Annotated in this window: 9 protein-coding genes; 7 read left to right on the top strand and 2 right to left on the bottom strand. The window is 55.3% G+C overall.

The window, feature by feature from the left end:
- Positions 1-103 precede the first annotated feature (103 nt).
- Complete coding sequence (locus MME58_RS10490; protein WP_054986259.1) at positions 104-421, top strand: helix-turn-helix domain-containing protein; 318 nt, start codon at positions 104-106, stop codon at positions 419-421.
- 71 nt (positions 422-492) lie between these two features.
- Here MME58_RS10490 and MME58_RS10485 read toward each other — a convergent pair whose 3' ends face one another.
- Together MME58_RS10485 and MME58_RS10480 are read right to left on the bottom strand one after the other, a co-directional pair.
- Complete coding sequence (locus tag MME58_RS10485) at positions 493-5,250, bottom strand: RHS repeat-associated core domain-containing protein (RefSeq protein WP_241409128.1); 4,758 nt, start codon at positions 5,248-5,250, stop codon at positions 493-495.
- 26 nt (positions 5,251-5,276) lie between these two features.
- On the bottom strand, positions 5,277-6,284 hold the full coding sequence (locus tag MME58_RS10480; RefSeq protein ID WP_082427469.1) for a hypothetical protein: 1,008 nt from the start codon (positions 6,282-6,284) through the stop codon (positions 5,277-5,279).
- A gap of 189 nt (positions 6,285-6,473) precedes the next feature.
- On the opposite strand from MME58_RS10480, the gene MME58_RS10475 reads away from it, so the two are divergent.
- The 6 genes from MME58_RS10475 (at position 6,474) to MME58_RS10450 (ending at position 22,802) form a co-directional block, all read left to right on the top strand.
- Positions 6,474-10,319, top strand: a complete 3,846-nt coding sequence (locus tag MME58_RS10475; RefSeq protein ID WP_055006189.1) for a hypothetical protein — start codon at positions 6,474-6,476, stop codon at positions 10,317-10,319.
- Positions 10,320-10,346: 27 nt separating this feature from the next.
- The gene (locus MME58_RS10470) at positions 10,347-13,376 is read left to right on the top strand and encodes a hypothetical protein (protein ID WP_055006190.1); all 3,030 of its coding nucleotides are present in this window, start codon (positions 10,347-10,349) and stop codon (positions 13,374-13,376) included.
- An 82-nt stretch (positions 13,377-13,458) separates the two neighbouring features.
- Positions 13,459-18,447, top strand: a complete 4,989-nt coding sequence (locus MME58_RS10465) for an RHS repeat-associated core domain-containing protein (protein ID WP_241409127.1) — start codon at positions 13,459-13,461, stop codon at positions 18,445-18,447.
- A gap of 437 nt (positions 18,448-18,884) precedes the next feature.
- A complete protein-coding gene (locus MME58_RS10460; RefSeq protein WP_054985810.1) occupies positions 18,885-19,433 on the top strand; it encodes a fimbrial protein in 549 nt (182 codons plus the stop codon).
- Positions 19,434-19,501: 68 nt separating this feature from the next.
- On the top strand, positions 19,502-20,257 hold the full coding sequence (locus tag MME58_RS10455; protein ID WP_055005878.1) for a fimbrial biogenesis chaperone: 756 nt from the start codon (positions 19,502-19,504) through the stop codon (positions 20,255-20,257).
- A gap of 31 nt (positions 20,258-20,288) precedes the next feature.
- Complete coding sequence (locus MME58_RS10450; protein ID WP_055005877.1) at positions 20,289-22,802, top strand: fimbria/pilus outer membrane usher protein; 2,514 nt, start codon at positions 20,289-20,291, stop codon at positions 22,800-22,802.
- The last annotated feature ends 4 nt before the right edge of the window (positions 22,803-22,806 follow it).

Here is a 22,806-nt window from a genome sequence, read left to right as displayed (position 1 = left end):
CGACAGTCGGCGCCGGGCGTAAAGAAGCTGTAAAAAAACGCTACAGGCCAGACGGCACGGCGTATGCGCACGCGCCAGCGCTGTCATTTCTGTCAGGTTCGCGATGTCGACTCTGGGGGTATCGTGGTGCGGCGATCTTCAGGGAAAGGACTTCACTATGCTTCGCGACAAGGGCAAACCGCCCGACACCGTACCACCCTCCCCGGCCACGCCCGCCGTTGTCCATCTGACTGTCAAGGAACGACAAGTCCTGGAATGGGTAGCCATCGGCAAATCCGCCTGGGAGATATCACGAATACAGGGGTGCTCGGAAGCGACCGTGCATTTTCATACCAGCAATATCCGCCGCAAGTTCGGGGTGACGTCGTTGAAGGCGGCGCTGGTGATGGCGATCAGGCAGGGGGTGATTTTGGGGGAGTGAATCATCTTTTATTTATATCGGAACGCAGTATGCAAAAAGCTCGAAATTAATTCCGAGCTTTTGTCCAGCTCTTATGAGTAAAACCTGATAGTAAAACTCGCAATTTGAATATTAGTATGTCCACCGTACACGGATGAGAGGCCCTTTAACGAGTTCTCAACCTTGTTGTTATTAATCGACGCTCGTATACCATTATCAGAACCCGGCTCAGACCCTGAAAAACTCTGTGCACTTCGTGCCGCTGTAGCGGTATTAGCGCTTGTCATGACAAAGGCCCCTCTTCGTCCATCAGGTAGCTGGGGAAAAAGAGAGGTATGTACATTTCCGCCCCCTCTCTCCAAAACAAAAGCTCCTCTTCGTCTACCAGATGCAAGTGGAGGAGCATAGGACCCAAGATTTTCGGAGTTTGATTGCAGATTGCTACTTGCCCCCAAGTGAATTTCTGCGTCACGCCGCCCTGGAAAACGCTTATTGCTAGAGTACATTTCCCATTTGCCGTTAAAGAATGTAGCGTTGCCCTCGGGGAAATTGAAATTCTCGGAAGGCTTAATAACGTTTGGGGAGCGTGTCGTTACCGCAGCACTTTGCTTTGAGCTCCCGACTACTCTGCCGGGCGAAGCTGATAGACTCTGAGGCCTTGCGCCATAACGACGGATAATCAACTGTTGAGCCGTAACATGCCCCGACGGATCCACCCCATTCACCGGATCCCCCCCAACATACACATAAGCATTCAACCCACCCTCCCCAAACGGGCTCAAACTGTCCGGGCTATGGAAGCGCATCAGCACCGGGTTATAAGCCCGGTAGCCATTGCCCAGCAGTTGCCAGCCAGTATCGCTCTCGGTCAGTTCGCCATTGAACCCTGTCCCCCCGGGAGGTTCATCGGAGCTGCGATAGCCATAGGCGGTATAAGCGCTGTCATGTTTTGCGCCGCAGACAACCTCGCTCAGAACGGTGTTGCTCAGAGTGGTTGCCAACAACCGCGTTGCCGCGCCAGCGCCACTTTGCTGATCGGCCAGCAGACCATCGCCACCGCGCATGAACGTGCGCTGCTGAGTGCCACTGATCTGATTGACGGGCTTGCCGTCCTGGTAGAAACGCTGCTCGACACCCTGTGAATTCTCACGCGCTGCGAGCACGTCCAGCGCGTCGTGACGATACTCGTGATCGCTGTGCTTGCCTGGTATCGACGGGACACTGACCTCCAGCAAGCGACCCAATGCGTCGTAACGCAGGGTACGGCCCTGTTCATCCTGAATCAAATTGCCGTCAGCATCGTAGCTCAGGACGAGCTCTGGATACTCGTCATGCGTGTTGGTAACGCCCAGCAATTGAGTAGGGTCGATCTGCCGGTCCGCGTAGTGATAAGTCGCCACATTAGTACCGCCTGGAAACACGGTCTGAACCTCGCTCAGATTGTCGAAGTTATCGAAACGAAATAATTGTCGCTGTATGGATTTGCCGTAGGGATCGACAGGCAGTTGGCTGCCAGAACAGGTGTACAGAGTCAGCCGCCCGCGAGCGTCATAGGTGTAGCCTTCATCGCGCAGCAGTGTGCCACCCTCAACTAGCGTGCGCTGCTTTATCCGGTCATTCGCATCATAGACCTGAGTCATGACTTGCTGTACGCCGCCAAGATCGAAGTCACGCTGCACCTCGCGGCCAAACTCGTCGTAGATGAGTTTGACCGCGACTTTATTGGGCCCCTCCAGCGTCTCGATGTCACACGTCTGGCCCAGCGAGTCGTAACTAAACGTCGACGTGATGTCCCCAAGCTGGGTTTCCGTCAGACGCCCTGCCCCATCGTAAGTGTAACTCTGGCCCTGCCCAAGCACATCGGTGTACTCCATAAGCAGCCCCATCAGGCTGTAGCGGTAATGCATGGTCCACGTCTGCGCGCCGACGGTGCGGGTTTCGCGTTTCAGTTCACCTATGGTGGAGTAATCACGTGTCAACCCCTGGCCCTGCTCCTCACAACTGCTCAGGCGTGCATCTTTTGAATCGTATGTATAAGTGGCAGAAGCTCCACTGCCCAGTATTTCGCGCTGTAACGGCTGATCGCTCAGTGATGGGAGGTACATATACTCGATGGTCTGTTCACTGGCTGTGCGCACGGTTTTAGGCTGGGTCTGCCCCGTTTCGAAGGTAAACATCTGTTCACGGCCTCCGGTGACCGACTTATATCGACGCTCAAGCCCGTCAAAGGATTGCCGACCCAAAATGTAGCCGTCGACGCTGATCGCCGTCGGAAGGTCCTCGATGCTGTGAACGGCATACTCACACGTGACCGATGCACCGCCAGGCAGCGTGGTTTTGATCATGCGATCAAACGCATCGTAGCCGTATCGGGTGACATGATTCAGCGCATCGACCTCTTCGACTGTGCGGCCGAGACCATCGTAACGGTAAATCTGTTTGCTGACCGTCGTCCCTTGTTGGGTAAAACGCTCGACGCTTTCAGGCTTTTCAAACGGGTTGAGCCGGGTGACCGTCAGGCCATATTGCTCAGTCGCCGCGAGGCTGGTCTGTCGCCATTCGTGCTGCTCAGGGCCTGAGGTGCCGAGCTGCTGGTAAGTCTGCTGAAATGCCACCACCCCGTCCGGTCCTGTTTCACTGACCTGCTGGCCCCAGTCGTCGTAGCCGAAGGTGCTGGTCAGGGTCAGCGTCTTTTGCTTTTCGTCCAGCCAGTCGTAGCGGGTTTCCGTCTGCAACTGGCCCCGGGCGTCGTACGTCGCTGCGTAGGTGTCACGCATGAGCCCATCACCTTCGGTGTTCTGACGCGTTTCGCGAAACACCCGGCCCAGCCCGTCCAGCTCACTGCGGGTGGTCACGCCTTTGACGTCGGTCACCTCCTGATGCGCCATCTGGCCATCGGCGGCCACCAGTCCATAGGCATAATGGCGAGTGGCTTCGTAGGAAGTGTCCGGGGCCACGGTTTCACTGGTGATACGCTCCAGCGCGTCATAGGTGTAGCGAATTTCCACCTTGGCGTCGTCGAGGGTCAGCAGCGGCTCGCCGTTGAGCAGCGAGTGTTCCAGATTGATGGTCCGGGTGTGGCTGTCCAGTGTGCTGCTCAGGGTCTGGGTAGTCTTGAGCACGGTTTCGGCTTGTTTACCTTTTTTCACCGCCCGACTCAGGGACTTGCTGTAGGCAAAACTGGTCAGGGTGCTGATGCCGTTGAGCGTGAACGTATCCAGCAAGGGGCGACCGTGGCTCAACGCATCCTCCGGCTGCTGAATGTAGAGATGGCCGGTGGTGTGCAGGGTCGTTTCCGAGTCGCCCTGCACCCTGAGCAGCGTCTCGCGGGTGAGCACCAGCCAGGGTTGTGATGCACCGCTGACCGGTGCCATCGTGTCATAAACAAAGCGGGTTCTCAGCACCGGCGCAGCTTCGCCATAAGTGGACGGCGCGGGTGTCACGGTGCGGGTCCGGACCTGGCGCACGAAGTCTTGCGGGTCTGGCGGGCACTGAAACTCGCCCTGTGTTTCGCCTTCTGCCGGGTACCAGGTGCTGGTTTCAACCACGCCGCTGGGCTGGACCTGACGCGTCAGGTTGCCAAAGTTGTCGTAGTCGCTGCTGACGGTTTCGTAACGCACCTGGCTGGCATTGCTGCGCAGCGACCAGCCTGTGGTCACGGTTTTGAGCAGTTGGAAGTAAGGCGGTTGCTGGTCGAAATCGGTTTGTTCGAGCGCGTGATAGACCGTGCGGGTCTTTTTCACGTTATCGCCCTGGGTGGTGGTTTCCTCGGTCAGCAGGTGAAAGCGGTTGAAGCTGCGCTCGACGTTGCGCACCACCTGATTGCCGACGATCAGGCTTTCGGTGGTGCCGTACTGATAGTCGCCACGGATGCGGTACAGGTTGTCTTCACCGTTGTCTTCCCAGATCAGCCCGGCGGCGTTGTTGCCGAGAAAATTGTGGGTATTGACCGTGTTGTGAGCGCGATAGCCATAGCGGGTCCTGATCGGCGGTTGACCTTGCCCCGGGTCGCTCACGTGTTCGGTGACTCGACGCAGGGCCGGACGCGCGAGGGTACCGGGGAACAAATGCCCGGCGTCGTCATAGCGCGCGGTTTCGTGAGCACCGCTGGGGGTCCAGGCGTCGATAATGCATAACAGGCCGTTCAGACGCTCGTAACGAAAACGCCAGCAGGCTGCGTCCTTGGTGGGCAGCACCACCTTCGCAACACGAAAATCATCCTCGGCCAGTTCCATGCTAAAGCGTGTGGGGAACAGGTCCGGATTGAGGGTGATTTCAACCCGCCGGTTTTCGCGCGTCAATCTGAGCAAGGTGCGCTGGCTATCGCTGACAGACGCAAGTATTTGCTGGCCATTGAAATAGTCATAGGCCAGGTACACCGCACGCCCGTCGGGCGAGCTGATTTCGTAAGGCAGGGCCAGTCGGTTATCAGCACTGCCACCGACCCGAAGCCGCTCCACAAGGCCGGACTTGTGGACGATCCTGAAGGTGTCGCCGCCGGTGTCATGAACGTGAAAACTGTCGAGTTTCTGCTCCTTCATCAACAACCGGTCACCGCCGACGCTGGTGTGGGTGACTTTGAACGACTCGCCGCTGCTCAGCGAGAGCATGCGTGTGACGGGGTCATACTGGGAGAGTTGCAGGTTCCAGCCAAAGCCGTAGCCGGAGTCCCGGGTATTGAGCGGGCTGAAGGCCAGCGTGATGGGTACGAAAGGGCCGGCCAGGTCATTGGCCTTGAGCTCTGGCAGGCTGATCGAGGCGGTGTACAACCCGGTACGTGGATCGACCCCGCTGCTGAGGAAACTCATGAAGTTGAAGGCGTTGGAGTGCAGTGAGGTGGTGGTGGACATGGGCATGCCTCAAATAAGCGATCAGGTTAAGGTTTTTTTACCGGGGGCAGCGGTGGAGCATCCACTTGGATCTGCACGCACGACGTGCGTTTTTTCATGGACTCCCCCGGCTTTTGATAGCGATCCATTAACTTGATCCCAGGGGCAACTACGTTGCCGATCGGTGTCGCAGCGATGTCATCAAGGTCGATAAGGTTAACTGTCGACACGTCTTCTTTTATGGTTCGCAGATAAACCCAGAAGTAATTGCCGTCATCGTTGCGGTCGCACGTGTAATCATCGAACAGCAGGATGTTTGAGGCAGAAGGCGCGTGTTCAAGCTCTAGCTTTATCGCTTCATCATTGTTGCAATAGGCATTGCCTTTGAATACGTAGTTTTGGGTCTTGAAATCAAGGGTGCAATGGTTTTCACCGTTGGCACCCTCGAGGGTGATTTTGGCGGGTTCTGCAAAGTTGGAAGGGACTTCGACTTTTGACAGGGGTGATATTTCGATAATTAAACAGTTCACTTGGTCCGGCTCTGTAGAACTAGCATAGACCTGATGATCCGTAAGCCTAAGGCCAGGAACCACGACATCACCGATGTTTAAGGTCTTCAGGTCAGCGATCCTGACTCGCCCTCCATTTATAGAGGGGTCAGTGGTGGTAGGGTTTTTAATGGTCGTCAACTGCCACCAGCTAAAAGCATCAGATTCAGATAAATGGCAAAGCCTTGGATTGACGGGGAGCTGCCCTATTTTTGGGCGTCCATTGACAAGCCATAATCGGGTGGCCGAAGGCAAATCGTTTAATCTTATATGACCACCGCCTTTCAGATACTTGCAAAGCCCGCTATCTGACAGGGGGGCCTCCGGAAACGCATGAACAGCCGACGCAGCCTGAAAAGTACATTGCGGCGTGCCATCATCAAAATATAAGGTCACGGTGCCAGCCGATGCTGCGGGGGGGGCTGACGCTTGAGTCAATCCGCTTGAACAGCCCACTAACAAGACCGAAAAAACAAAATAGTACACTACAGTGATTACGTGATTCATGCCGTGCCTCCCAGGTAAATAACGCACTTGTCATTCAGCGCAGTTCAAATTAACACCTTGCGTGAACGTGTATGACCTAGCATTTTTAGTAGGTTGGCAGCGTGGGTTTCAGACCTATACCTTGATTATCAAGAATCGTCACGCGCACCGAAGGTCGGTTCGCCGTACCATATGGATGGAACCCAGCACATGGACAGCTTTCTACCCCCAGTACAACTAAAAGAATCACATGCTCTGGCACTGGATGCTTGGGATATACCCGTCAAGGACAGTTATACACTGGTGATAGCACCTTCTGCGCGCACGACGCCAGGCGATACTGTGCACATCACCTGGCAGGGCTTTTTCCAAGACGGCGGCAGCGATGAGCCTTTCATCGGCGCGGATACCGTAGTCATCAAAGATCAAGTACTCAGCTGGGGTCTGGACCCGGTGTATGCATTGTTCATTGACGGCGGCACTGCGCAGATAAGCTACCGGGTGGAGTATGCAGACGCGCAAGGGGGATCTGTCGAATCCGAAAAGCAGACGATCGCCATCAAGCCCCCTCCTGCTGGACGCCTGACAGCGTTGAGTATCGAAAATCACACGGGCGGCCCGATTGACCCTGACGATTATCCGTTGGGGCTGGAACTGAACGTTGAAGTTTATACCGATATTCAGGTCGGTGACGGCGTGCTGTGCTATATCAAAGGCGGGGCTGGTGAGCCGCTGGTCATTGACTACCTGCTGGTCGACCAATCCATTATTGATAAAGGCACACTCCAGTTTACTGTCGAGCAGTCGTGGCTGGAAAATAATAAAGACGCGACAGCCGTCTTTGAATATCAATACGCCCGTTACGGAAAAGCTGAGTCCTCGTACGCACTGAGCATTCTGATTGAAAAGGCTTTTCACCCGCTTGCACCCATTATTGACGGTGCCCTTCCGGAAACTTCAGGTACTGGTCGTCCGCACACAAAGGCGCCCGCGCAAGGCTATATCGATGCACTGTCGTTAAGGGCCGGAGCGAGGGTCATGATCCCTGCAAGCGTCGAGTTGATCGACGGGGACACCGTAGAAGTTCATTGGCAAGGATTCGGTACCAGTGGACACTACATTGCCAACGTTTCCGACCCCAATGACGAACGCCTGTTTTTGATTCCAGCCAGCGCGGTGCCGGCCAACATGGACAAGCGCGTTAATGTGCTCTATCGGATCAATCGGTCGGCAAAAACCCTCATCACCTCTGAAGTATTTAGTCTGCGCATTAGGCCTTTGCCCACCCACAGCTACCCCACCGTACAATGCAGCTGTACCGATATCGGAAAGTTGCTGTTGAATTGTGTACCGGAATCCGGGGCAGTCGTGACGCTGGGTAAGTGGATATTCATGGCCCCCGGCCAACGCCTTACCATTGAAGCGAGCAGTTGGACGAGCGAACGGCTGTTGAGCGATTTTCCCATTACGCAAACGCATATTGACCAAGGCAAGGTCACGGCAACCCTGAGCAAGTCATTCCTGACGCAGCTGGGTGACGGTGCGCCTCTGACACTCAATGTGTCTGTCAGTTTTGATGAGGGGAATTCGCTTACCACGTTTCCTGCTCTGCCATTGGTACTGGCAATTAAACAACTCGACGATCACAATGTTGAGTCAAACGTTTGTATTCAACCACCCGATGATGCATCGCGTGATTATGTGGATCACGCCACGGTTGGCATGTCTAAAAATCAATTGATCGACTGGATGCGAGTAAAGCCGAGAACCATGGGGTGGGGGGCCATCCTGGCGTTCAACCGGAAAGACACCAACACTGTTTTGCTGCAGGAGTATATCAACCGCTTCAGCACGGGCGACTATCTGCGCCCTATTGAGCACTATATCGCCACGACCATGACAACCGGTCAGTTTATAACCGGTTATCAGATGGACTACCCACGGCTCTCATTTGAAACGGCCAACATTGATCTTGAAAGAGCAGACGCCAAACTGACGATGAGAGTCGTTGGTGGTACGCAGGTTACGTTTACCCACATCCCCGGCGGTAAAGAACCGATACTCATCAGTATCATCGACCCGCTTAACGGCCCAGTCCTGACATTGAACGTGGAGTTGGTTGACGTACCGGGAAGTATTAACAGTGCCGGGAAGGTCGTCTTGGACCTGAGTAAAAGCAGCGATTTCAGCCTGAGCTTTTCCGACTTTTTGCATGAGCAAGAACTCGGTGGACTTTTTTTCAGGGAGTTATTTGAGCGCCTGCCTGACAGTCAACGCAGGGTCACAATAAGTGAGATTACAAAGCACCCGGGCGACGTCATAAAACCCGCCGCTTTCAAGTTGCGTACTCAGGCAGCACCAGGAAGCAAAAAGCGCAACGCGAGCAATTATGGCGATGGATCAGTGCTGGTATTGGTTGCCATGGAAGGTGAAAACAATGGCGGCAACCCAGGTGCAGACTTTCCCTACCTGATCCCCACTGACACCAATAACAGTGCCATGCTGTTAATGAGTAACAAGTTGTTTTTGGAAGCGACCATTGGCGAAGCCATGGTCAGGCAAGGGCTTATAGCGCCTGGCGACTGGATACTGTTGCCAGAAGGTGCAGATGTGTTTAAGACACTGCACACTGGCAGCCCTACGTTTAGGAACATTCACTATGGATTTCGCTACGAAGATTTTCAGTGCGAAATTACATTGGCTGTCGACAAAACCAACCTAGAAATGGATTCCGGTGCAACGGGGCGTGTTCAAGACGGCAGGATAGATCTAGCGTTGAAACTTTCCGACATTAAAGCAGTGGACTCATCCATCAGAGCCGACACTTGGCCTGCGACCAAGAATGCTTATTTCAATGCAGCATTTAATATTGCCTTACACTGTAATTACGAGATTGCTTCTGAAACGCACGTCTTGACACCTGTCAATCTGAGAGTGGATGAATCCGAGATAGGTTTTCCAGTCCATCAGCCGCCTCCCCTCAATGATCCAGTCGCTGAACGTGCCTTCAGATCTACCGAGGCGCTTCTAGCGAGCCGGGCCAGCGGTGAACTAAATATAGTGTTAAGGTATGTGCTGGAAAAACTGCCTGATATCAATGTATTCGCGTTGCAATCCATTCTGTTCAAAAGCGGCGACTCTATTGTCTTCGATGACGTAGCCCTGCCTGGCGATATGGCACTGTTTGGTCATCTAGGAGCCTCCGTTACGCATTTCTCGATCAGTCCACTGGAGCAGGTGGTCGGTGTAGGTGACACAGTGGAATTTACCACCGACCCCATCATTACTGGCTTGACCTGGAGTGCTGAGAGGATCGCTGGAGAGACGGGCTATGCGGGGGCAATAAGCGCCGATGGGACTTACCTCGCTCCACTCAGCATTGATGGCGCGCCCTTCATTCGGGTCAGGATAACTGCCAGAGCAGGCAACTACAGCAGTTCGGCCCTCATATCGATAGTCATCAGCGACATTGCCGTCAATCCGGTTATTCAAACGTGTGGCGCAAACCAAGAACGCTCGCTGTCAGCAGGCAGCCGAGGCGACGGCACTTTGCAATGGTCACTGAAGACGCCTTCCAATGGCGGTGCTCTCTCAAAAAGCGACGGTTTTAAAAGCATTTATAAAGCACCTCCGGCCGCTGCGGAGGTACCTTACTTTATTGACGAGGTCGTCGTCAAAAATATCCAGACCGGGAAGGAGAGGTCGAGTTACCTTATGGTATTAAATGCTACATTCCCGCTTAACGTCATGAGAGATTTTTCCTATTCTTCTGTAACGTCTACAAGATTAATAGTGAAAACGGGCACCACTGTATTACCCATCGAATATATCACGTGGGAAATATTACTCGGCTCAGGCCACATTGAGAACGGCCTGTATACTCCGCCTTCACCACTCGAACATAACTTTGTTTTAATACTTGCCACGTATCCTCTACTCGTCGGCTTAGGCTTAACAGGTTACATACTGATCCCCCTGCCGCTGTTCGACTACCCGGAGGATACCGCCCCCATGACGCCTGAGTTTTCGCCAGCTTACCGGCCCCACTTAAAGTAGCCATTTTATTAACACAAGGAATGTGTCATGAGTCATTCAAAAAACGAGTTGCTGGTGTCCATGCAAGACCACCCTTCCACCTCCGACTGGGGGGCTATTTCTATTTTCGGTCGTACGCGACTCAATCGGCTGCTGGAACAGCAATTCGTCGCGGGTTTCGACGAACTCAGTTTCCTGCCGCCATTCAACATGTCGCATATTTTGCTGACAGAGAACGGTGACGAGTGGATGGATCTCGAAGCCGTTATTCTGAGTCAGCCGTTGCTATCGTTTGAAACCGCTTCTCTGGATAACTCGCAGGCCACATTGACCCTGTGGTTTATCGCCGGAACGGTCACCTCATTTTCAGCGTTTCCCGGTCGGCCGGCAATGATGACCTCCAGCTTCAAGCTCTCCGAGCAGCAAGGTTTCAAGCTGATCATGACTGTCAATCTGACAATGGCGGTGGGTGAAGTCGACAAGCGTGGACGGGTCACTCTGGATTTGAAGGACGGGTCTGAATTCACAACCAATCTCGCAAACCAGCTCAATGTCCAGCATCGCATTGGCCAGGCATTTGAGTCACTTATACAGGTTCTGCCACGTCACAAACGGGTATTCGAGCTTGGCATGCTGGACTTGAAAGGCTACAACCCGCTGACCCCGACAACCTTCCGTATCCTGACCCAGGCTGCGCCGGGTGCCAAGGACGCAAAATCCGCAAACTATGGCGAAGGTGGCGTGGTGATTTTCATTGCGTTGAGAGGCAAGCCTTCACCTGGCTATCTTCCGGGTGAAGGCAGTGGCTTTCCGTATTTCATTCCGGATGACAAGGACGCTGAGGGGCGTGACCTTTACTCGGCGGCGCTGGTGCTGTCTTACGACATGGTTCAATACGTAGAGCAGCAACGACTTGACTTGCTTAACAGCCTGTTGTTTCCCGGCCAGAACATATTTGTAGAAAGCTCCCGGCACAACCCGCACGATATGATTGTGTTTGGCAATATTGACCCGACGCTAACGACCGTTACGCTGGAGCCATTATTTAAAGTCATACAGGCGGCTGATACGCAAAAGTTTGACCTGATACAGGCCGGAAAACGGCTCAATCATGCCGACGTCACTTGGAGTGTCCACAGCATCAACACCACTCACAGTGCCGGAAGTATTTCTGCATTGGGTCTCTACAGGAGTGTCGCCCCTCAAAACCTTGGCAAGGAAACAGTACGCAATATTGTAACGGCCAGTTATTACGACATGGTCGCAGACAGGACTATTCAGGCATCTGCGCTGATTGCTGTGGTTTTTGACGGGATGACGGTCGCGCCTCAATCAAGTGTCAGCTATGCGGAAATCAATGCTCGTCCAGTCGCATTTTCAGCTTCGACGTTGGGCGGCGGCACGCTGGAGTGGTCGCTGCCGGGAGGGCGGTACGGCAGCCTTGTCGGTACCGGAAACACTGCCATTTACACACCGCCGAGCACATTGCCTGGCAGCGAAGTCATGGCAGTGCAGCAAATCAAGGTCCAGGACTTGACCACCGGCTCGGCCACAATGGCTTCTGTGGTGTTACTGGCAGCGATTCCGACGCTGGATGTCCATCCTCCTTACAGTTCGGGAATGAGCCGTTCGGCGCAGGTTCAACTTTCGGTCAGCCCCTACGACCCAGAGCATATTCGCTGGAGCATCGCCAGCGGTGGAGGCACTGTTACTCAGGACGGACTGTTCTCCGCCCCTGCACAGATTGACTCGCCGGTCAGTGTGGTACGGTGTGAATTTATAATCGATGGAAGCGTATATGCAGAAGGCTACAGCGTCGTACAACTGTCGGATTTCAGTGCAGAAAAGTCCTGGTTGAGACTTGCTAACTTCAAATTGACTGCACCTGCCGACCAGCGCTCCGCATTTGCCAACGGCTATCAACAAATTGCGGTGGATGTCGAGATTGAAACCGAGCCAGTCAATGGCCAGGATTATCCTGTGACACCGGAGGAAATGAGCAGCTTGACGATAGTGTACAGGAACAGTGGTCAGGAACTGGATTACCTGGCCACAGGTCAGGACGGTATCGAAGACGACGACTTTTATACATGGGTGGTCAATAGCGAGGAAAACCGTTTCAACCGGTATGCCCCCTTTTTGAAAACGGTCGATGAGCCTGTCCACGAGGTACAAAATCGCGTGACCCGCCGACGGGTGTATGTTCAGACGAAAGCAAAAAACCCTGAAACGTTCTTTGCGAAATTCGTTGATGAATATGCGGTACCGCATGCATCGAACGAAAACAGCCAGCAGGCGCCCTACACCATTGAACTCAGCCCTGTTACACCGCAAAAATTTCCGGCAACGAACTATCAGTTTTCACCTAGACGTGTTGCGGGCGGTGGCAACAATCCTCCTCAGCAGGAGGATTATGATTATTTCCTGACAACGACTGATTACTGGTTACTGGAGTTTGTCGGTACTGACGGGAAATCCGTGAGATTTGTAAGGTGTGAATTCGAGGGCAATCAATCGACCATTCAGTGGGAAAGCCGCCGATGTCACGAAACAATGTTCAGTTACACCGGCTACCTCTTTAACGATATGAGCATCGACGGTGAACAGGGCATTATCAAGTATGACGACCAGTTGGACGATGTCATGTCGGGTAAGGTGCTGGATGGCGATATTGTTTCAGGACAAAACGTGGGTGAGGGGCAATTGATGATCAGTTTATTTCGGACCGACGATGTCAAGTATTTTCAGACAACACCCTCACGCCTGATAACCCCACGTTGCCAGTTAAAGCTCGTCTGGTACGGAGACGATGACCGTCATCCCGACGAATCAAATTCCGGCGAGATCAATATCAGCGACGTCTTTTCTCTGGATGAATGCGTTGAAAGAAAGTGGATGATCGGATTGTTTAACATGGAGGATGCTCAGCCCGTTCAACGTGCTGATGCGCGTTTACTGGAGACGCCGTTGAAAATCCGGATGCTGGATATGAATGGCAATCAACATGCGCTTTCAATCGGTTTTCCCTCGATGGATATTGCGGACAGCCGCAATACATTACTCCTCAACGTTATCTGAATCCCTCAGCAGTCTGGGCGTTCGCAGCGTATCTGGTTTGCCGCGCCCTGCGAGCTGCCACCACAGCAACGGAGGCTCTCCCATGTCCACCACCACCTCACTGCACTCCAACGCCTTCAACTTCATGAGTTTCCTCAGCAGCGGGGTCGATCCACGTACCGGGTTGTACACCGCCTCGATCAGCCTGCCAGAGCTCAAGGCCAATGACCTGGCCGGCCCTTTCGTACCCATCACGCTGGCCTTCAGCCCGCTCAATACCCGGGACTCCGGCTACGGCTTTGGCTGGAACCTGCAACTCTCCCAGTATGACCCCGTCACACGCATGCTCTCGCTGAGCAGCGGCGAGTCGTTCAAAGTCACCCACACCAGCGTCGGCGGTGACCGGTTGTTGATGAAGGAGCAGAAACTCGACAGTTTTCACGTTCATGACACCGGCGGCGACACCTTCAGGATCGTCCACAAGTCCGGCCTTGTGGAGCGGCTTCGGGTCGGTGGCAGTGCTGATAACCGACTGGCCCTGCCTTACGAAATCAGCTCGCCCGACGGGCGTGCGGTGTACCTGGCCTATGACTATTTCAATGGCCAGCAAATACTTGCGTCTGTCAGCGATAGCCAGCGCACCTTGCTCAGAATGACGCGCGAAAACCGGCGGGTTGAAATCACCCTCAATCCGGACCTGTTCCCCACACGCTTTAGCATGGAACTGGCCGAGGATGATTTTCGTGTTGCGAAGGTGGTGCTGCCCACCAAGGACGCAGCCTGCTGGCGTTTTCGTTACGAGCGTCTGAACGGCCTGTTATGCATTATCGACGCCTGGACCCCCAGCGGTGCTCACGAAACCGCGCGCTATGACGACGCCGGGCATTTGTTCCCCGGTACCCTCTCGCGTCCGGCCCTGCGTCGAGTCACCGAACACGTGAGCGACCCGGGGCAAGGTCAACCGCCGATCACGACCCGCTATGGCTATCGCGCCCACGACACGGTCAATACCCAAAATTTCCTCGGCAACAACGCCGCCGGGCTGATCTGGGAAGACAACGGTGAAGACAACCTGTACCGCATCCGTGGCGACTATCAGTACGGCACCACCGAAAGCCTGATCATCGGCAATCAGGTGGTGCGCACCGTCGAGCGCAGCTTCAACCGCTTTCACCTGCTGACCGAGGAAACCACCACCCAGGGCGATAACGTGAAAAAGACCCGCACGGTCTATCACGCGCTCGAACAAACCGATTTCGACCAGCAACCGCCTTACTTCCAACTGCCCAAAACCGTGACCACAGGCTGGTCGCTGCGCAGCAATGCCAGCCAGGTGCGTTACGAAACCGTCAGCAGCGACTACGACAACTTTGGCAACCTGACGCGTCAGGTCCAGCCCAGCGGCGTGGTTGAAACCAGCACCTGGTACCCGGCAGAAGGCGAAACACAGGGCGAGTTTCAGTGCCCGCCAGACCCGCAAGACTTCGTGCGCCAGGTCCGGACCCGCACCGTGACACCCGCGCCGTCCACTTATGGCGAAGCTGCGCCGGTGCTGAGAACCCGCTTTGTTTATGACGCGATGGCACCGGTCAGCGGTGCATCACAACCCTGGCTGGTGCTCACCCGCGAGACGCTGCTCAGGGTGCAGGGCGACTCGGAAACAACCCTGCACACCACCGGCCATCTCTACATTCAGCAGCCGGAGGATGCGTTGACTCACGGTCGCCCCTTGCTGGATACGTTCACGCTCAACGGCATCAGCACCCTGACCAGTTTTGCCTACAGCAAGTCCCTGAGTCGGGCGGTGAAAAAAGGTAAACAAGCCGAAACCGTGCTCAAGACTACCCAGACCCTGAGCAGCACACTGGACAGCCACACCCGGACCATCAATCTGGAACACTCGCTGCTCAACGGCGAGCCGCTGCTGATGCTCGACGACGCCAAGGTGGAAATTCGCTACACCTATGACGCCCTGGAACGTATCACCAGTGAAACCGTGGCCCCGGACACGCCCTACGAAGCCACTCGCCATTATGCCTATGGACTGGTGGCCGCCGATGGCCAGATGGCGCATCAGGAGGTGACCGACGTCAAAGGCGTGACCACCCGCAGTGAGCTGGACGGGCTGGGCCGGGTGTTTCGCGAAACGCGTCAGAACACCGAAGGTGATGGGCTCATGCGTGACACCTACGCAGCGACGTACGACGCCCGGGGCCAGCTGCAGACGGAAACCCGCTACGACTGGCTGGACGAAAAGCAAAAGACGCTGACCCTGACCAGCACCTACGGCTACGACGACTGGGGCCAGCAGGTCAGTGAAACCAGGCCGGACGGGGTGGTGACCTGCAGCCTGATGAATCCGTTTGGCTGGCGAACCGAAGATGGCGACTATATGCCGACTCAAAGCAGTTGGCAGCAGACAGGTCCCGACTCAAGTAAGCACTACGGTTGGGTAGAGAGCCAGCTCAATCTGCTCGGCAAGCCTGACAAGGTGGAGCGCTTCGCTTTAGACAAGACGAGCATGGGCAAACAGATTTTTCGTTACGACGGCCTGGGTCGTCTGGTTGAGGAAGTCAGTACCCTGGGCCATGTCGGCCAGTATAGCTACGATGCTTTCGACCGCATGGTCGAGAGTACCCTGCCTAATAAAGATAAGGTTTTACGCAGTTACGCCGCGCACAGCCCCGCCGAACTGGCCAGTGAAATAACTGTTCAGTCTGCCAACGCTCGCCTGGCCGCCGTCATTGCCGGAGAGCAATTATTTGACGGACTTGGCCGCCTCATCCAGCTCCGTACGGGCGGACGCGTCGAGAACTATCGCTATGACAGCAGTCACCTGAGGATCAGCGAGCGCATCACGCCAAGCAATGCCTCCATTCATTACACCTATGATTTGGGCCTGACCGAAGAACCCATCCGCACTCAGTCACCCGATGATGACGTCAGCTTTGAATACGACGAAAAAAGTGCACGCATGCTGAAATCAATCAATGGACAAGGGGAACGCAGCTACACCTACGACGCAGCCGGGCATCTGCAGCAGAATATCTGGAAGGCCAACGGGCACACCTGGACCACTCAATACACACATTCTTTACATGGCAGGCAGCTGCAGCGCACGGATGTCAGCAGCCTGAGCACCGTTTATAGCCATGACAACTTCGGCAGAGTAAGCGGGGTCACACAGGGGAAACTGCAAGCCGTGTTCACGTACGACTCGCTGAGCCGCACAGCGGGCATACTCACCACCGACCTGATGTCCGGCGCCCATCTGGACACTGCTATCGAATATGACGAACACTCTCGGGAAATACTACGCACCCTGAGCCAGAACGGGCACCCTGCCCGCACTATTCATCAGGCATGGAGGGCGGACGACCAACTGCTCAGTCGGCACCTTCAGGAAGCTGGCAAAAGTCTGTTATTTGAAGAATTCACCTACGACAATCGCGGGCGGCTGATACTGTTCAAATGTTCGGGGGCGACGCCGCCGCGCAATAGGCAGGGCCATGAGATTATCAGCCAGCTGTTTCGTTTCGATGCGCTGGATAACATCATTGCCTCCATCACCACCTTTGCCGATGATTCCAGAGAAAGGGCAGACTACCGTTACAATTCGCCGGTTGATGCCTGTCAATTACGGGAAGTCACCTACACACTCATGAAAGGCACGCAGGCCTTTCCCGACTATCTACCCAGCCTACCCAGCGTCAGTTTTGCCTACGACAAGGACGGCAACATGCTCAATGATGAGCAGGGTCAACAGTTGATTTATGACAGCCAGAGCAGGCTGATGAGTGTCAGAAATGGCAGCGGTCTTTCGGTCAACCAGTTTGCCTATGACGGACACAACCACCTTACAGCGGTCACGCAAGGCAGTGACGCCGCCACGCTGCGTTTTTATGAAGGAGATCGACTGAGCAACACGGTACAGGGTCAGACCAGAACTCAATACCTGAGCGACGGCGATACACCACTTGGCCAGCAACAGCTCGGTGACTCGGCCAGCACAGCATTACTGTTGATGAGTAACGCGAGCAACAGTGTCATCGGCGAAATCCAGCAATCCGAATTGCGCACGGCCGTTTATAACGCTTATGGGGAACGCAGCAGCGATGACGAGCTGCAAAGTCTGTTGGCGTTCAACGGTGAAATACGCGACCCGTCCTGCGGCTGGTACCTGCTGGGCAAGGGCTACCGCGCTTATAACCCTGAACTGATGCGTTTTCACAGTCCGGACTCAATGAGCCCGTTCGGTGCAGGCGGGCTTAACCCTTATGGTTACTGCATCGGTAATCCTATTGCCTTTCAGGACCCGACCGGGCATAGCGTAGGCCAGCTTTATTACAACCAGCACGAGACCAATACGCTTGCCCTCGGGATTACCTGGGGGGCTGCAGCGCTGGGCATTGCCTTCTCGGCAGCCTCATTTGGCGCGCTCTCGCCCGTCATGATGGCTGTTGTGGGTGTGGGGATAGCCACTGATATCGCATCCGCAGGCCTGATCACCGCTGGTTTGACGAACAAAGACCCGGAGCAGGCCGATAAACTGATGCAATACGGTTATTTGCTGGGCATGCTCAATATCGCACCCGTTTTTGCGGGGATCGGCAAGTCGACTTTGAGAGTCATCTCTAGAAAAGCAATCAGTGTACAAACCCTCCCTGGAAAAGCAAGCAGTGCTTATAAACGTCTTTTCGAGCTTGAAAATATGCCTCCCAGTTACAACGGCCTGAAAATGGGCAAGAATGGTGTAGTGAAAAACAATGCTTTGTTGAGTGACGCGGGAGAGACACGTTTCCCCAATAGAACTGGTGAGATGGCCAACTCTATGAATAGCCTGCCTGTTGCGGTGAAAAATTCGACAGAAAAACTGAAAGTTTCATCCACGGTAACAACTCCTGTCGTTCAGCCACCGTCCAGTAATGTGAATTTCATTCCCACTCCACCCACTCCACCCACTCCCCCCCCTGCCTCATCCATCGCTGCACCACTGAAACAGCAAAACTTCGACAATACCTATATCGGCGCAGCACGACGTGCTGTTGACGCCTCTTTTTATGACGCGAGCAAGATCCGCTCAGTCACTTGAGCTAAAAAAGCTTGTGGCCACACATCCGGATCTACGCTTTCCTTGCTGTCGCCATGAAACTTTAATTTCACGGAGACGGCCAGGAAGAGCGTCCTTTCCGCCGACTCTTTGATAGTTAAAGTAACCTCCAGTCGTAAGACCCACTTCAAATACCTTCACACCAGCGCCAGTGCGCAGGTCATACAGACGCGAATAAAACCTATACAACAACCGGAAAATTCCCTACAAAAACAAGGAATTTTCCTATTCCACCACCCCACCAATCCCCCTAACCTGCACGCCGCCCGTAGGACCAAACCTACAAATATTTCGCAACGTCCCTACTGGCACTGCTGCGGTTTACCCAAACAACGGGTGAACCCGCAAATAGACCTACCACCTCGGTAACGCAGACGACATGCGCCATCCCGAGACATTCATTTACAAAGGAATTACAAATGAAACGCACTTTGCTCGCACTGCCATTGACACTGCTGATGGGCGCTGCTGCTCCTGCTTTCGCCAATACCGGCACGATCAACTTCACCGGTAACATCACGTCGGCCACCTGCAGCATTGAAGTAGTCGACCCGATTACCGGTAACGCGGGCAGTGGCCTGGTGAACATAGGCTCTGTCGCTGCCAGCCGCTTTACCGGCGCAGACCAGGAAGAAGGCGGCAAAGGCTTTGGCTTGCGTGTCACGCCGGGTGCCGGTTGCACCATCCTACCCGGCGCGAAGGCCGAGGTAACGTTCACCGGTACTCCGGATGCATCGGGTAAATACTTCCGTTTCAAACCTCTCGGCGGCTCGGCGACCAATGTTGTCGCCGTGCTGAAGGATGACCTCGGCACAACGATCGACCACGGTACTCCCTCCAAAGAGTACAACCTGCACGAAACCAACCCTACCGACATGCTGTTCTACGTCATGTACCGCTCTACCGCTGCCAGCGTAACAGCCGGTGCAACTGAAGCAGACGTGCGTTTCTCCGTCGCCATCAACTGACAGGCGTCCCTGCTCCCTGCCCTCGCCTGAGGTGCAGGGAGCACTTTTGATGACACAGGTATTTTCATATGTTTCCCGAAAAACCGACGGTTCGAGCCCGAGCCTTGCCCCTTGCCATCCTGAGCACATTGTTGGTGTTCGGCTATCAACCTGCCAGTAATGCGGCACTCGTGATCAGCGGCACCCGGGTGATTTTCAACAGCGACAAACGTAGCGTGTCGTTGATCATTTCCAACCCCGGCGACAAAACCTACGCAGCACAAACATGGGTCAATACCGCAGCTGACGACACCACTACCGCAGTACCTTTCCTGCCCTCCCCGCCGTTATTCAGGCTCGACCCGAAGAAAGAGCAACAGCTGAAGATCAATGGCTTGCCCAACGACCTGCCCAGAGACCGGGAGTCACTGTTCTACTTCAATGTTCAGGAAATCCCTCAGGCCGATACTCAGGGGTCTAGCAATGTCCTGAATATCGCGCTGCGGACCCGGATAAAGCTGTTTTACCGGCCCGTTGAACTCAAGGACAACCCGGTTGCACGCCTTAAAGATCTGCAATGGTCTGCCACACAGGTCGATGGCAAGACACAGTTGCACGTGGAAAACCCTACGCCTTTCCATGTGTCCTTCACACGCTTTGACGTGAAGACTGCGCAAACATCTCAGCGACTCAACAGCCCGACGATGGTGGGTCCGTTTTCCAGCCAGTCCTACCTGCTCGATAGCCTCAAACCAGGCCCTGGTATGCAGCTGACCTTTGCCACCATCAACGATTACGGCGGCGTCACGCCCGATATGACCATACCGGTCCCGCTCAAGCCATAACCCTCGCCGCACATTGCCAGGAACACCCCTCATGCTTTTCCACATCGGACCATCGCGTCCGGGTAGCCGCTTGCGTCTGACTTTTCTGTTTATTGTCAGTAGCGGCGTGCCCGCATTGCAGACAGCCGTCGCGCAGGCAGCACAACCCGTCAAGTTTCAGTCCGGCTTCATGCGTCAGGACGGCATGCAGAACAACGCCACCGCAGAGATGGCGCTGGCCAGTCTGAGCAATGAGCAAAGCCTGGCACCCGGACGCCATCTGGTCAGCCTGTTCGTCAATCTTGAATACGTCGACGAGCGCGAGGTCGAGTTCCTGGCCCACCCCGAGGATGGTCGCCTGATACCATGCCTGTCGCCCGAGTGGCTGGGCGAATGGGGCGTACGTCTGAACGGTCTTGTGGAGCCGCTTGACCCGCAAGCAGCCTGTTTCGATTTGCTCAAGCGCATACCCGGTGCACTGATCGACTTCGATACCGGCAAGATGGCAGTGTCTTTATCGATCCCGCAAATTGCCATGCGCCGGGACGTGGCGGGTCACGTCGATCCTGCACGCTGGGATTCGGGGATCAATGCTGCGTTCGTCAACTATCAGGTCTCCGCGCAACAAGGCAGCAGCCGGTATAGCGGCCGCCAAAGCAGTGATGACCTGTACCTCAACGGCGGGCTCAATCTGGGTGAGTGGCGATTGCGCAGCAGCCAGTCTCTGCGTCAGGACCCTGATGGCAAGCGCCAATGGACCCGGGCCTATACTTACCTGCAACGCGACCTGCCAGGGACCAGCGCCAACCTGACGCTGGGTGAAACCTCCACGCCTGGCGAGGTATTCAAGAGTCTGCCGCTCAAGGGCATGGTCGTGGCAACCGACCTGAGCATGCTTCCCGATCTGCTGCAGGGCTACGCGCCGATCATCCGCGGCGTGGCCCAGACCCGGGCCAAACTCGAGATTCTGCAAAACGGTTACCCTGTCTACTCGACCTATGTCAGCCCCGGCCCTTATGAAATCAACGACCTGTCGATTAACGGTGGCAGTGGCGAACTGGAGATTGTCCTGACCGAAGCTGACGGCATGGTTCGACGGTTTACCCAGCCCTATTCCACGCTGAGCAACCTGTTGCGCAAGGGCGTCTGGCGTTACAGTGCCGCCGTCGGCCGCTACAACGCCGCCAACGGCACGGACGACCCGCCGCTGTTGCAAGGCACGCTGTCCATGGGCCTTGGCCAGCGGATCACTGTGTACGGTGGCGTGCTGGCGAGCGATTTCTACCGTGCAGGCAATGTCGGCATTGCCCGTGATCTTGGCGCCTTTGGCGCCCTGGCGATTGACATGACCCACGCCAGCACCGATATCGATACCCTGCCCGACGGCAGCGTCAACGGCATGAGTTACGCCATCAAATACGGCAAGGCATTTCAAACCGGAACCAGTCTGCGCTTCGCCGGTTATCGCTATTCGACTGAAGGTTATCGTGACTTTGACGAGGCGGTTCGGGAGCGCAACCGTAATTCAAACTATCGTGGCAGTCGACGCAGCCGCCTGGAGGCCGCTGCGTCCCAGAATTTCGGGAATGCCAGCTCACTGAGCCTGAACCTGTCTCAGGAAGACTTCTGGAACACTACTTATCAGCAGCGCCAGTTCCAGCTCAATTTCAACACGCAACTCAAGGGTGTCAGCTACAGCCTGTTCGCCTCGCAGTCATTGAGCGACGATCGCTCCGGCAGCGACCGCCAAGTAGGCATCAGCGCTTCGTTTCCTCTGGATCTGGGGCACTCCAACTCCGCCAGCATGAGCTACACGGACAGCGGCGGCAAACATAGCCAGACAACGCGCCTGAGCGGCAGTGTCAACCACGGTCGCCTCGGCTACAGCGCAGCCCTGAGCAACGATCAGGACAGCAGACAGTCCGCCTCCCTCTCGGCGTCATGGCAAGCGCCCTTTGCCAGCGTGGGTGCCGGGGTCACTCAAGGCAACGACTACCGCAGCGTCTCGCTGAACGCCAGCGGCGCGGTATTGCTGCATGAGGGCGGTTTCGAGCTGGGGCCTTACCTGAGCGACACGTCGGCACTCATTGAGGTGCCCGGTATTTCCGGCGTCGGTGTGACCAACGCGTCCGGAGTCAAGACCAACCAGCGCGGCTTCGCACTGGTGCCTTACATGCGCCCGTATCGGGTCAATTACCTGGCATTGCAAACCGACGACCTGGGCCCGGATGTGGAAATCGAAAACGGCGCGGCACAGGTTGTCCCGCGACGCGGAGCCATCGTAAAAAGCACTTTTGCCGCTCGATCAGTCAATCGAATCGCCCTGACGACCTCATCCGCAGACGGTTTGCCACTGCCATTTGGTGCTCAGGTCACTGACCGGAACGGCATTCTGCAGGGTGTCGTGAGTCAAGGCGGGCAACTTTTGCTGTCCATCGAAAATGAGCCGCAGACGCTGGATGTGCGCTGGGGCGAGCACGACGATCAGCGCTGCGCGCTGGCACTGGAACCGCAAGCCATGGAGCAGAAACAGGGTTATCGCCTGCAATCACTGATATGTCGCTAGGCGA

The organism is Pseudomonas syringae pv. tagetis, assembly GCF_022557255.1.
Classification (GTDB): domain Bacteria; phylum Pseudomonadota; class Gammaproteobacteria; order Pseudomonadales; family Pseudomonadaceae; genus Aquipseudomonas; species Aquipseudomonas caricapapayae.
This window is presented reverse-complemented; position numbering and strand designations above follow the sequence as displayed.

What these genes read in the sequence shown, in the direction of transcription:
- MME58_RS10490 (WP_054986259.1), top strand. Translation starts at nt 104, where the DNA reads ATGTCGACTCTGGGGGTATCGTGGTGCGGCGATCTTCAGGGAAAGGAC.
- MME58_RS10485 (WP_241409128.1), bottom strand. Translation starts at nt 5,250, where the DNA reads ATGTCCACCACCACCTCACTGCACTCCAACGCCTTCAACTTCATGAGT.
- MME58_RS10480 (WP_082427469.1), bottom strand. Translation starts at nt 6,284, where the DNA reads ATGAATCACGTAATCACTGTAGTGTACTATTTTGTTTTTTCGGTCTTG.
- MME58_RS10475 (WP_055006189.1), top strand. Translation starts at nt 6,474, where the DNA reads ATGGACAGCTTTCTACCCCCAGTACAACTAAAAGAATCACATGCTCTG.
- MME58_RS10470 (WP_055006190.1), top strand. Translation starts at nt 10,347, where the DNA reads ATGAGTCATTCAAAAAACGAGTTGCTGGTGTCCATGCAAGACCACCCT.
- MME58_RS10465 (WP_241409127.1), top strand. Translation starts at nt 13,459, where the DNA reads ATGTCCACCACCACCTCACTGCACTCCAACGCCTTCAACTTCATGAGT.
- MME58_RS10460 (WP_054985810.1), top strand. Translation starts at nt 18,885, where the DNA reads ATGAAACGCACTTTGCTCGCACTGCCATTGACACTGCTGATGGGCGCT.
- MME58_RS10455 (WP_055005878.1), top strand. Translation starts at nt 19,502, where the DNA reads ATGTTTCCCGAAAAACCGACGGTTCGAGCCCGAGCCTTGCCCCTTGCC.
- MME58_RS10450 (WP_055005877.1), top strand. Translation starts at nt 20,289, where the DNA reads ATGCTTTTCCACATCGGACCATCGCGTCCGGGTAGCCGCTTGCGTCTG.